The organism is Spiroplasma endosymbiont of Polydrusus pterygomalis (genome assembly GCF_964030825.1).
In the GTDB taxonomy this organism is placed as follows: domain Bacteria; phylum Bacillota_I; class Bacilli_A; order Mycoplasmatales; family VBWQ01; genus Spiroplasma_E.
Map to the genome: position 1 here is coordinate 181215 of NZ_OZ034964.1, position 13232 is coordinate 194446.

Below are 13232 nucleotides of genomic sequence, written 5' to 3' on the forward strand. Positions count from 1 at the left end.
TATAACCTAATTGAGAGTAGCTAATTACCGATTATTTTTCAAAACTAAGATTAAAAATCATGATAATGATTCAATAATTTGTTCAGGAATGCTTTTCATAATGAAAAGCAATTATTTTTTGATAAAATATTTGAGATAATTGAACAATATTTACAAAAACATGGTGTTAACTGTACTGTTTAGAAAAAAAATAATCCATCACATGGTCGAATTTGAGATACACAAAAAGTTATTGTTAGTCATAGTTCGTTGTCTTTTCCAAAAGCTAAAATAAAAGGAAAAAAATTCTAAAAATCCATATTATTATTTACAAGTTAATTTTGATATTAAAATGAAATCAAATAATAAAGCGTATCCAATTATAGGTTATATAAGGCTTTAGATTTATCCAAAATTGGTAATAGTAATGATGAAAAAAGTAATAATGATTATGAAAATATTAATTATGAATTTAATTAATAAATAAAATAAAAAATATTTAATTTATTAAAAAAATGAATAATACTTGAATTTTAATTCTAATTAATAATTATTATTCATTTTTATTTTTGTTTAAAATGAGTTATTATATTAATAACTTATTAGTAGTTTTCAATAAATTTTTTAATATTTATTGTTAATAATAAACTTTCTGTTGCGATATTATATATAATTAATATTGTGATTGAAATTAATTATTAAAATTAATTAAAATTTTAATTATAAAAGGCAGGAAATTGAATATGACAAATCTTAATGTTGGTGAAATAGTAACAAAATTTAATTTAACAGTTTTATATGCTAATCCTAAATCTCCAATTGCAAAAAGAAGTATTACTAATATTGGTACTAATCGTGGTGGATTAGAATTAGCAGGATTTAAAACTAAACAAGTTTCACGTAGTCATCGGATAATTTTATTGAGTAGTAAAGAAAGTGAATACATTTCTTCTTTGGCAAAAATAGAATTTAAAAGCCATTTTTTTAACATTTTAGGTAATCATATTCCTGCTATTTTTATAACGCCTAATTTTAAATTTAAAAAAGAATTGTGTGCTTGTGCTAAAGAAATTAATTCAACAGTACCAATTATTGAAGTATTATTTTTTACTTCTGAATTTGCAGCAACAATTGCTACTTATATTGTTGAACGTTTAGCTGAATCTAAACGATTACATGGTACATTGGTAAATATTTTTGGTTATGGTGTATTAATAACAGGTGAAAGTGGTATTGGTAAATCAGAAACAACATTAGATTTATTACGCAATGGTCACTTATTTATTGGTGATGATAGTATTGATATTTTAAAGGTTAATAATAAGGTAGTAGGAAAAGTTAATCCTATTATTAAAAATTTGATTGAAATTAGAGGAATTGGTATTCTAGATATTACCAAAATGTATGGATATCATGTTATAATGCATGAGAGTCAAATTAATTTAATTATTAATTTAATTAAAATTGAAAATGATGCTTGAAATAAAGTTGATCGCCTTGGTAATCATGATAATTTTGAAGTTTTTTTTGAAGTTAAAGTGCCAAAAATAGTAATTCCTGTTAGCCCAGGAAGAAATTTAGCCGATTTAATTGAAGCGGCAGTTATTAGTTTAAAATTAAAAAATGAAGGGCAAGATGCTACTTCTAGTTTTGAAAAACAAATAATTCGTGACTTAACAAAAAACAAATAATTTAATTAGTAAATTATCAAAAAGGAAAAAATATGTCTAATTACAATGGGTACAATGATTTAATTACTGATATTCCAGGAACAGGGATTCATATTTATTCAATATTAATGGCAATAAGTTTTTTAACTGCTGTTATTGCTTCATGAGTAAAATTATATCGTCGTAATATTCCCACTAAAACTTTAGAATGAGGAACATTAATTATTGCTTTAGCAGGATTAATTGGAGCGCGAGGGTGATATGTTCTTAATAATACTAGTTTGATAGAAAGTGCAATTGATGTCATTGCTGTTTGAAGAGGTGGTATGGCAATTGAAGGAGGAGTTAGCGTTGCGATGATAGTAGGCTTCTTCATCTTTTATCGTGCTTCAAAACAATTAGAAATTTCAATGTGAGTTTTTCTTGATTGTATTGTGCCAAATATTTTGCTAGGTCAAGCAATTGGTAGATGAGGTAATTTTTTTAATCAAGAGTTACTAGGTGCTGATGTTGGACATCCTTTTAGTTGATTACCAACATGAATTAATAACCATTTACATTATGGGTTTAATAGTAATAATCCCGATCCAGTTGCTGTTTATCGTCAACCATTATTTTTATATGAGTCAATTTCATCATTATTTGGCTGATGTTTCTTAACATTTTTTGTACCAAAAGCAGGACAAATATTTAGCAAAAAACCATGAAAATTAAATTCTGCACAATTTACTTCACCGTTACAAACTAATCCTTTTGTTTGAAAAGATATTATTATGCCATGAAAAGTTATTAAAAAAATTCATGATTATCGTAAATTTAAACATGATAGTTGAAAACAAGCGTATTTTGATTTCACACCTGATAAGCATCTTGTTAACAGTTTTAAAAAAATACCATGAAAAGATATTAAAGAAAATGCAAGAATTAAGTCAAAAATAAAAAAAAGATATTTAAGTTTTAAATATAATATGCAACCACATTCTAAAGTTTTAAATGCTATATATAATCCTGATAATTATCGAGTAACATATGCAGGAGTATCAGGTAGTTTATACTTTGTCTTTTATGGTATTATTAGAATGATTTTAGAGCCGCTTCGCGATAGTAGAGACATTATGAAGATAGGTAATGTTTCAACTTCAATGATAATTTCTGGAATATGAGTTGTTTTTGGTTTAACTTTAGTAATATTTGCCCAAATTATAGCGCCATCAAGATTTCGTAAAGGAGAATGATTATATGAAAAGTCATACTAATAAAGAAAATAAATATGATTATGATTTAGTAGTTATTGGCGGTGGTCCAGCAGGAATGACAGCTGCTATTTATGCGCAAAGGGCTAATTTGAAAACAGTAATTATTGAAAAATATGCTGCTGGTGGAAAAATAATTAAAACTTCTGAGATTGAGAATTACCCAGGTTATGATTATATTTTAGGTCGTGAATTATCAGAAAAAATGAAAAAACAAGTTGAAAAACTACAAGTTGGATTTATTAGTGATGAAGTTACTAAAATTAGAGATAGCAAAGATCATAAAGTTAAAAAAGTTATTTTAGCTAGTGATGAGTTTTATACTGCTAAAGGAGTAATTATTGCTACTGGTACATTAGAACGCAAAATTGGTGCTGTTGGCGAAGAAGAGTATGCTAATCGTGGTGTTTCATATTGTGCTGTTTGTGATGGTGCTTTATTTAAAAATAAAATTATTACTGTTGTTGGTGGTGGTTATGCTGCTTGTGAAGAAGCTTTATATTTAACAAGATTTACTAATAAAGTCAATCTTATACATCGTCGTGATCAATTTCGTGCTGATGATAAAACTGTTAATAAAGTTAAAAATAATAAAAATATTAATTTAATAACGGATCATGTGGTATTGCAAGTATTAGGTACTGCTGATAAGAAAAAAATTGGTAAGTTAGAAATTCAAAATGTTAAAACCAAAAAAAATACAGAAATTGCTACTGATGCTTTATTTCCTTATATTGGTTCTGACCCTGTTACAAAATTTGTTAAAGATTTAGATATTTGTGATAGCAATGGTTATATCATTGTTAATGATAAGTGTCAAACTAAAATTCCAGGACTATATGCTGCTGGTGATGTAATTGCTAAAAATTTAAGACAAATAGTAACTGCTGTTAATGATGGGGCAATTGCAGCACAATATTTAATAAATTTTATTGATAATCTTAATGAATAAAGTGTACAATTGAGGTGATAGTCAATGATATCATTTACGACAAGTGTAAAAGATGAAATCTGTCAAAAAAATTTTAAAAATTGTTGTCAGAAATCTTTGCTATCAGCATATTCGCTTATTAATGGTAAGATTATAAATTCAGATAAATTAAATAATGAGATTATTATTCATAGTTTTCATAACAAAACTACTAGATTAATATATAAATTTTTAAAAAATCAATATAAAGATGTAAAATTGATAGTAACAGTGGATGTTTTAAATAAATTTGATCGTCCAAAGGTGTATAATATTCATATTAATAATAAAATTAATTTTATTATTAATGATTTAATGCTTCAAGATAAATGTCTTTATATTGAGAAAGAAGCAGTACATCAGCATATAGTAAAAGAGCATTGTGTAAGAGCGTATATCGCTGGAATCTTCCTTGTAGTTGGCAGTATCAATTCTCCTTCAACACCTAACTACCATTTGGAATTACAATTTCATGATGATATGTTGGCAAAGAAAATTAAGAATATTTTATTACAAACCTTTAAATTAAATTTTAAAATAATAAAACGTCGTAACAAAACGGTGCTTTATCTAAAAAAATCTAATGTAATTTCTGACTTTTTAAAAATAATTGATTGTCCACAGGCAGTTTTCGCTTTTGAAGATAAACGTATTTCACGAGAATTATTCAATAATATTAATCGTTTTAATAATATTGATATTTCTAATCAACAAAAAATTTTAAATGCTGGTGACCAACAAGTGACAATGATTTCTATTTTAAAAGAGAAAAAACTTTTTAAAGCATTATCATTGAAAGCTCAAATTATCTCAAATCTAAGATTAAAAAATCCTGAAGCGTCACTTTCAGAATTAGGTGAACTTTACTATCAAGAGACTGGTGTTCTCATTACTAAGTCTGGAGTTAATCATTTAATTCGCGAAATTAAAAAAAAGTATCAAGAAACATTATAACTTAATAATAAAAGTATATAGAGGAGGCCGTATAATGAAAAAGAAAGAAATTTTAAGCAAAGGTCGTCAAGATTTATTAAATGCTTTTGGAAAACGAATGAAAACTTTACGTAATCAGAAAGGTAAAAAATTTTCTCAAGAAAAACTTGGTGAAGCAAGTGGCCTACATCGTAATTATATTTCGGATGCTGAAAGAGGAACAAGAAATGTTTCTTTAGTTGCAATATTAAAAATAATTAATGGGCTAGATTCATCTATTAGTGAATTTTTTGCAATAGGGTTTGACAATATTGATACTTCAAATTTATATGACACATTTAGTGTTGAATAACATTAATTTTATCCGTTGTAGGTAGTACTTTTAAAGTACTACTTTTTTATTGCTAAATAGTTATTATATTTGATTAAATATTCTTATTTTTGTTAGTTAAATTACTAAACATTATTAAAATTTTAAGTAATGCAAATAATGTAAAATGTTAATAAAATTAAAAAAGGACTGCATTATAAATTAACTTTATAAATTTTGTTATTTCAAGTTCCAACATATAAATTATCATTTTTGAAAGTTAAACCAAAAACTAAGTCAACAATTTCAGTTTTTTGAAATTACTGTTGCTATTTAAAATAATAGTTGATACATTAGTTGTTGCTAATGTTCTTACTGTTAACATAGTTAATGTTTCCTCAATATTCATAGATAGTCTTCCCTTTCTTTATTTTTATTAAACTTATATTGAAATTAATTAATCATTAAAAATGATATAATTAATTATTAATTAACATTAAGGAGTTATTATGAAAATAGGAAATAATGAAGTTGAAATTAAAAATATTACTAATAATAATGAAAATGTTAAGCAAGAAGGTTATGAATTAAGTAATATTATTTCTCCGATATTTGGTCTTCATTATCAAAAATTAACTTCAACTCCAATTAATATTAGAAAAAATAATAGTAGTTCTATTACGATTAAACAAGATGTTGATAAAAAAAATCAAGAAAATATTTTTCCAGAAAAAGAAGTAGCGTATAATAATTTTAGTAATCTTGATAATACTAGAATTGCACAAAATAAAAAGGATAAAGCACAACAACAAAGATATGATAGTTTGTCATCACATTATTTAGCATTTCATGAAAAAATAGACAAACAAAATACAGCTATTAATATTAATAATTTAACTAATAGTGATACAGTTATTACAACTATTGATTTATTAATTGATGATATTTTAAATGAAAATAAATAGGAGTTACTATGGATAACATATTAAAAACAAATATTATTGAAGAATTAAAATGACGTAATATCTTGAAAGATATTAGCAGTATCGATAAAGTAATAAATGCTGGAAAACTAGGAAAAGGAATATATTGTGGTTTTGACCCAACAAATGATTCATTACATTTGGGAAATTTATTACAAATTATTTTATTACATCGTTTTGCAATATTTGGTTTTCAACCAATTGCTGTTATTGGTGGTACCACAGCAATGATTGGTGATCCAAGTGGTAAAAATAAAGAGCGTAATTTATTAGATGAAAAAGTTTTACAAAATAATGTTAAAAAAATTAAAGATCAATTAATAATGTTATTAAATCATGAAAGTATTATTAATATAACATCATTAGAACTAATTAAAGCGTGTGATTTATTAAATAATAAAGAATATGAAACGTTAGAAATGATTATTAAAAGTATAAATCCTAATAATCAATATCAACAAACTTTAATTAGTATTTTAAAAACATTACCATTACCATGAGAAGAATTAGCTTTACCAGTACCTTTGTTAAAAACTTTATATCAGATTTGTAATTTTGATCAAAAATGAATTATGATGAAAAATAATTTAAATAATCTTTCATTTAAACAATTATTAAATTATTGTGATAATTACCTTGAAATTTGATATGCTTTTTTAAAATTACCAATGGGAACAATAAATAATAAAATTAAATCAATTAAAATTATTAATAATCAAACATGATTAGGACCATTAACAATTACTACTTTTTTACGTGATGTTGGTAAACATTTTAATATTAATCAAATGTTAGGAAAAGAAATGATTACTAATCGTTTGTATTCTGGTATTTCTTATACTGAATTTTCTTATATGGTATTACAAGGGTATGATTTTTATCATTTATATGAAAAAGAACAATGTTATATTCAATCTGGTGGTAGTGATCAATGAGGAAATATTACAGCAGGTTTAGATTTAATTAGAAAACAAAAAGGTGATGACCATCATGCTGCTGGTCTGACTATTAATTTATTAACAAAAACTAATGGTGAAAAATTTGGTAAAAGTGAGAAAGGTGCTATTTTTTTAAATAGTGAAAAAACGTCACCTTATGAGTTATATCAATTTTTATTTAATCAAGAAGATAAAGATTTACCTACTTTTTTTAATTCTTTAACTTTATTTAATCAAGAACAAATAGCAAAAATTTTAGTAATTCATAATAGTAATGTTAAACAGCATTATGGTCAAAAAATTTTAGCAGCTTTATTAACAGTATTTATTCATAAACTAAATGGATATTTTAGTGCTATTAATATTACTAATGCTTTTTTTCATGATCGGATTCATGAAATGAAATCATCTGAAATTTTACAAGTTTTAAAAGATGTACCACATTTGAATCTTAATCATAATGAGCAAATAGTTGATTTTTTGGTTAATAGTGAAATTTGTAATTCAAAACGGATAGCAAGAGAATTAATTTCCCAGGGTTCAATTATTATTAATGGTCAAAAAATCACTGATATTAACTTTCTTCTTAGTAAGAAAAATGCAATCAATAATCAAGTAACAGTTATTAAAAAAGGCAAGCGTCATTATTTTATAGTTGTTCATAAATAAGGAAGGTATTTGTTCATGATATTTGTTAATGTTTCTCCACTATTATGAGATATTATTATTTTTGGTATTATTACTGGTTTTTTTATTGGAGGTAGAGCATTAACATTTATTAGTGCTGGTAATTTACTTAGTATTGGTGTAATGTTAGCATTCAGACCGTTGTTAATAAATACTTTTAAAAATATGGTGTCACCGTGATTTAGTGAATTTACTGGCACTTTTGCTCCATTTAAAAATTTATTAATTGATAATATTGGTTTATTGATATATGTTGTTATTTGAGTTGTTAGCGTTAATATTTTATTTTGAATAATTTATATTATTTTATATTTTACTATTTTTAAAAACATTAAAATTGAACATAAAGCAATAAATGCGACAGTAGGAATTTTAATTAATTTTATTAGGATGAGTATTTTAGGTGGTATGTTAATTATTATGATGGGTAGTAATATTTTTGGTAATAAATTATTAAGTTATGGTGTCATCAAAAATGAAATACCTACTAATTCTGTTACTCATAAAGTATTTAGTAGCATTGATAATAATCTGCCTTTTTTTAATGTTAATGTAGTAGATATTAATACTATTATTACTTTATATCAAAATGATCAAACATTGAGAGAAACTATTAGTAAATTAAAAACCGATACAAATTATGAACAATGTAATGATACTATTGAAAAATTAAAAATGATTATTACATTAAGAGAAACTGAAAATAATAAAATTAGTGATGCTTTAGATAACATGCGAATGACAGGAGAAGTTGCTACTAATAAAAAAACAATTTTAGACAATTTAAATCAACATTCTAATAATGATTTTTTAGATGTTAATTATATGGTACCAATTTTTAATTCATATAGTAATATTATTAATTTATACGCAGAAGTAGTAGAAATATTTGATAATAATATGAAAGACATGCCAGTAGTTGCTACTGATACTCCAGAAAATGTTGATCGTTATCGTGCTTTAAAACCTAAAATAGATGTATTTACTGAGTCAATTAAAGATGTAACAATAAGAAATCATATCATTGAAAATTTAAAAAAAATTTATGTTCCTTTTTAAAGGATTATTTGTCTAAATATTTAAAAAAAAACTTGGAAATTAAAGCAATCCAAAACATTATAATAAAATTGATGAGATAAAAGGCATTAATATAATTCTTAATGATTGCTCAATAATTTTACAAGATGTTATTAGTAATAATAAAACTTTTATTCCATTTTCAATAGTAATTTGTAAAAAGCATTGCATTAAAAAAACATGAAATGAAAATGGAACATTTAATTATTTGCTAAAATGTTTAATTTTATTTTCCATTAAAAATAAAATTATAAAATGTGATAATAATGATATTAAAATATTTTTGGATAATAGGGGAAAAAATCCTTTTAGAAATGAACTAAAAGAATATCTTCAACAAGAATTATGCTTAAAAATGCTTAATGAAGAAAAAAAACTTACTTTTAATATAAAATATAAAGATTCCAAAATAAATGTTTATATAAGATGTGCTGATTTAATTGCATATTTTATATTAAAATTTCATGAAAATAAAAGTATTTTTGCCAAGTATTGTTCAAATAAAATGTGTATTACTTCCAGTCAATCTAACCGTTATTTGTTAGCAACGGGCTATTATAGGCAAAAATCCCTTTCATTAGGGATCTTTTATGTTTAAATCTGTTCTTATAAAAAAGATAAGAAAATAAATATTTATTTTTGCACTTTAAAAAAATGTGCCACTGTTATTTAGTAAATTTAATAAATGTTGATTCCTAAGTTGTATCTAATTTGTTAATTTTTGTTAAAACTTAACTTGTAAAATACAAAAAAATTGATAACATATAGTTGTTATCCAATATATAAGTTTTAACCCATTACTTTATTTTAAAAGTAAATGGGTTTTTATTAATATTAAAAGGAGATATTAACATGACTGACAAAACAAAATCACAAACATTTCAAAAAATCATAGAACAACAAGATATAAAAGATATTTTAAATCAACCAAATGTTACTTTTAAAAATAATAGAGGAAAAGATAAACAAAGACATGGCGGATTAACAATAAAATTTTTTAGTGATACTAAGGAAAAATCATCACCAATAGTGGTTAATGACGATCTATCACAAAATGAAATATTTTATGATGCTGTAGATAACTTTGATACGGAAAAAATATCACAAATTCAAACAATAACTAAAGAAGTTGCAACATAAACCAATACTACTGAAGAAAAATGTGTTGATGATTTTTCAAACTATGCAAATAGTGTTGTAACAATTTTAGAAAATAAAAAAATAAGTAAATTAAGAAAAAAAATTTTTGACTTAAAACAAGCATTAAACGATGTCAGAAAAAATAATGAAGAATTATCTAAAGAAATTCAAAAAAATAATTCTGATTTAAAAATAAAATATAAAGAACTTTCAAAAGAAATACAGAATAAATCAAATTCCAATAATACTGATCGGAATAAAACATGATTTAAAAACAAAAATATTAAAAATATAGAAAATAAAGTCTTCTGAATTGGAGAAAATAACAAAGAATTATTTAAAAAAAATACAAAAAACAATAATGAAATTAATAAATTTGAATCCAATATATGTCAACTAAATCAAAAATTAGACAAATATATTAACGAATTAAGTATACCAGCAACTCCCCCAGCACTCTGAATTGATAAAAGTAATAAAATAACACAGTTACATAAAAAAATGCAAAAAGTAACTACAGATAAAGAATTCTACAAAATACGAAAAAAAATTGATAAAATTGATAATCAAATGATAAAAATATGAGATGGTAAAAAAGTAGAAAAAATATACGAAGAAATTTTACCAATTGAAGATAAAATATTTTTTATCACAACTTTTATACATGCTAATCAATCAATCAGTGAAGAAACAATATTTTTGCATGATTTTGGTAACAACAATTTCAAAGTAGTAAAACAAACTAAACATTACCAGCATATAAAAGAATACACAAAAAATTTATTACTAATTGATAAAGAAAATAAAGAAGAAGTATTTAAATTTACACCAATTAAAAACCTACTAAAAGAACATAATGACTTAAAATTAAAACCAACTAAAAAAGAAAAGCTTATATGAGTTACTAGTGTATTATTACCTACAATTGCTCTGATTATTGGTGTTTTTCATCCTCCTATACTTATTTTGGGTGTTATTGGTTTACTCTTTAAACTTGGTACATCGTTTGTTTCTCCTTCAATAAAAAAAGTTGAATCATGATGATATAATAAAAAATTTAAAAATCAAGCAAAAAACGAACGCGAAAAACGAGAACGCGAATCAATAATTAAAGATCTTACCAGTGATAAAAAAGAAATTAGATTAAAAATGCAATTTAAGATTTTAAAACAAGAAGTAGATAATAGAAAGGTTAAAAATTCGGACGAACTAATAAGTTGTAAAACAATAAATAATAATTTTGATTTATTTATACGAAATACAGTAAACCAGCAAGAGTTACCTTCACCAGCCACTAAAATACATCATTCAAATTCAATATCATAATCTATTTTATTTTATAAATCATTATTTTTAAAAAATAGTAATTTATTATTATTTTTTACACATTTTTTGTTTTAAAAATATATACTTTTATTGGATATTTTAAAGGTAAAAAAAGTATTCAAAAATAATAAAGAGAGGAAAAAACAAATCATGCCGTGAGAACCTAGTGAAAAATGAAGTCAAGCAACAAAAGATGCACATGACAAAAATGCTGATAGAATAAACAAAGCTTGAGGGGAAAAAAACGAACGTGAAAGAAGAGAAAGAGTTGCTAATGCTCTTGGATTTGAAAAAGATAAATCAAAAATAAATAGCGAAGCTTCAACAAGTAAAGGGCAAAGTTCTAGTAGTAAATTACAAAAAATGTAAAACTTAAATATTTTAAAACTGCTCAAATTGAGCAGTTTACTTTTCTTCTTCAAAAGTATGAAAAAATTTGTTGATGAATCAATTAAAGTTTTCAAGATAATATTTTGTAATGTATGTAATAATATATTTAATTAATTATAATAATTATTACCAATTTTTTTCTAATGACATCTTTGCTTTTAAAATATTTTATTTAGCAATAATAAAAAAGTTATCCTTAAATGGTAACTTTTTATAAATTATTATTTTTAATTGAATCAAAGGTTTTTTCTACTTGTTGATTAATTTCTTTTCTTCGTTTTATTTTAATAAATCAACAAGTACTAACGATTAAAAAACCTATGTAAATTAAGTAAGAAAATGATAATATTAATATTAATAAAATATGATGATAATAATTTTTAGTAAAAAATAAAAATATACAACTAATAATTATTGGAATTACACCTATTCATAAAATTAAATATCTTTTTTTATTTTTATTAACTCCTAGTCAACCAATAGCCATTATCATAATTGCTATCACAAAGCTGATACTAACTATTTTTTCATAAATTTCATTATTTATCATTTCTATTTTTTCCTTTCCTTACTTTAAGATTATATCATTTAATTTAATTAAAAATAGTAGTTGTAATTCATAAGTTTAAAATGATCGAAAGTAATTAGTAAATTATTGTTATTTGTTTTAAAGGAAATAAAGAAATGGTAAATGTTATCAGCATTTACCATTTGAAATTAATATTATTAATTAATAATAACTTTTAACTAAGCACGTCCATATGATTCAACAACTAATGCTTCATTGATATCAGTATTTAGTTCATCACGTAGTGGATGACGTATATATGTACCAATAAATGTTTTTTTGTTGAATTCAACAAATGGTAATGTTGAAGCATTAACATTTAGTGCTTCTATAATTTTTTGATTTTTTTGTGCTTTTTCAGTAATCGTGATTTTATCTCCTATTTTAACACGGTATGAAGGAATATTAACTTTTTTATTATTAACTAAAACATGACCATGATTTACTAATTGACGAGCGCCTTTTCTTGTTAAAGATAAACCTAAACGAAAAACAATATTATCTAGCCTTGATTCTAAAAATACTAATAAGTTAGTACCTGTAACACCATGACTTTTTTTTGATTCATCAAATAAATTTTTCATTTGACGAGCATTTAAACCGTAAGTAAAACGAATTTTTTGTTTTTCTTGTAATTGTAATCCATAGTTAGAAAGTTTAATCCTTTTTTGCCCATGTTGTCCGGGAGCGAATGTTCGCTTTTTACCTTTCGCAAATTCTTTACCAGATTCAAGAATTGAGAAGTTTAATCTTCTTGATTTTCTGTAAACTGGACCAGTATATCTTGACAAAACAAAAACCTCCTTGGAATGTATACAGACACAAAGAGACTTTAATAAGTTCTTATTAAGATAGTTTACAATTCGCCAGAACAGCGCTGGTTACTATTAATTTTAGTAGAATATTTTTCTATAATAAGTAAAGAAAAATTTTTGAGTAAACTATTTGCAACTTAATAATACTTATTTGCTGCTTTCGTGAATGCTTGTTAATTATAGAATAAGTAAT

At 23.8% G+C, this 13232-nt stretch carries 15 protein-coding genes; 12 read left to right on the forward strand and 3 right to left on the reverse strand.

Translation table 4 applies throughout. The annotated features are described in order from the left end of the window. The first annotated feature begins 722 nt into the window (after nt 1-722). The 8 genes from hprK (at nt 723) to ACQH25_RS00910 (ending at nt 8782) form a co-directional block, all read left to right on the forward strand. Nucleotides 723-1670: an HPr(Ser) kinase/phosphatase gene (gene hprK / locus ACQH25_RS00875; protein ID WP_425381404.1), complete on the forward strand. Its 948-nt coding sequence runs from the start codon at nt 723-725 to the stop codon at nt 1668-1670. Nucleotides 1671-1702: 32 nt separating this feature from the next. After that, a complete protein-coding gene (locus ACQH25_RS00880) occupies nt 1703-2905 on the forward strand; it encodes a prolipoprotein diacylglyceryl transferase (protein WP_425381405.1) in 1203 nt (400 codons plus the stop codon). Next, nucleotides 2889-3854, forward strand: coding sequence for a thioredoxin-disulfide reductase (gene trxB / locus ACQH25_RS00885; RefSeq protein WP_425381406.1), 966 nt, complete (start codon nt 2889-2891; stop codon nt 3852-3854). The genes ACQH25_RS00880 and trxB overlap by 17 nt, the downstream gene beginning before the upstream one ends. A gap of 24 nt (nt 3855-3878) precedes the next feature. Beyond that, nucleotides 3879-4826: a DNA-binding protein WhiA gene (gene whiA, locus ACQH25_RS00890; protein WP_425381407.1), complete on the forward strand. Its 948-nt coding sequence runs from the start codon at nt 3879-3881 to the stop codon at nt 4824-4826. 34 nt (nt 4827-4860) lie between these two features. Next, entirely contained in the window at nt 4861-5157 is a 297-nt protein-coding gene (locus ACQH25_RS00895) for a helix-turn-helix domain-containing protein (protein ID WP_425381408.1), read from the forward strand. 467 nt (nt 5158-5624) lie between these two features. Continuing rightward, nucleotides 5625-6080, forward strand: a complete 456-nt coding sequence (locus tag ACQH25_RS00900) for a hypothetical protein (protein WP_425381409.1) — start codon at nt 5625-5627, stop codon at nt 6078-6080. Nucleotides 6081-6088: 8 nt separating this feature from the next. Then, complete coding sequence (tyrS, locus tag ACQH25_RS00905; protein ID WP_425381410.1) at nt 6089-7705, forward strand: tyrosine--tRNA ligase; 1617 nt, start codon at nt 6089-6091, stop codon at nt 7703-7705. 15 nt (nt 7706-7720) lie between these two features. Continuing rightward, on the forward strand, nt 7721-8782 hold the full coding sequence (locus tag ACQH25_RS00910) for a hypothetical protein (protein ID WP_425381411.1): 1062 nt from the start codon (nt 7721-7723) through the stop codon (nt 8780-8782). Nucleotides 8783-8839: 57 nt separating this feature from the next. Here the strand turns inward: ACQH25_RS00910 and ACQH25_RS00915 are convergent, their stop codons facing one another. After that, nucleotides 8840-8971: a hypothetical protein gene (locus ACQH25_RS00915; RefSeq protein WP_425381412.1), complete on the reverse strand. Its 132-nt coding sequence runs from the start codon at nt 8969-8971 to the stop codon at nt 8840-8842. A gap of 37 nt (nt 8972-9008) precedes the next feature. Here ACQH25_RS00915 and ACQH25_RS00920 point away from each other — a divergent pair, with 37 nt between their 5' ends. From ACQH25_RS00920 to ACQH25_RS00935, 4 genes are all read left to right on the forward strand, one after another. Beyond that, a complete protein-coding gene (locus ACQH25_RS00920) occupies nt 9009-9398 on the forward strand; it encodes a DUF3800 domain-containing protein (RefSeq protein ID WP_425381413.1) in 390 nt (129 codons plus the stop codon). Between the two features lie 254 nt (nt 9399-9652). After that, complete coding sequence (locus ACQH25_RS00925; protein WP_425381414.1) at nt 9653-9940, forward strand: hypothetical protein; 288 nt, start codon at nt 9653-9655, stop codon at nt 9938-9940. 501 nt (nt 9941-10441) lie between these two features. Then, nucleotides 10442-11266 (forward strand): hypothetical protein, encoded by an 825-nt coding sequence (locus ACQH25_RS00930; RefSeq protein ID WP_425381415.1) that lies wholly within the window; start codon nt 10442-10444, stop codon nt 11264-11266. A 150-nt stretch (nt 11267-11416) separates the two neighbouring features. Continuing rightward, nucleotides 11417-11635 (forward strand): hypothetical protein, encoded by a 219-nt coding sequence (locus tag ACQH25_RS00935; protein WP_425381416.1) that lies wholly within the window; start codon nt 11417-11419, stop codon nt 11633-11635. Between the two features lie 232 nt (nt 11636-11867). Here the strand turns inward: ACQH25_RS00935 and ACQH25_RS00940 are convergent, their stop codons facing one another. Both ACQH25_RS00940 and rpsD read right to left on the reverse strand, forming a co-directional pair. Next, entirely contained in the window at nt 11868-12206 is a 339-nt protein-coding gene (locus ACQH25_RS00940; protein ID WP_425381417.1) for a hypothetical protein, read from the reverse strand. 197 nt (nt 12207-12403) lie between these two features. Continuing rightward, nucleotides 12404-13015: a 30S ribosomal protein S4 gene (gene rpsD / locus ACQH25_RS00945; protein ID WP_425381418.1), complete on the reverse strand. Its 612-nt coding sequence runs from the start codon at nt 13013-13015 to the stop codon at nt 12404-12406. Between the last annotated feature and the right edge of the window lie 217 nt (nt 13016-13232).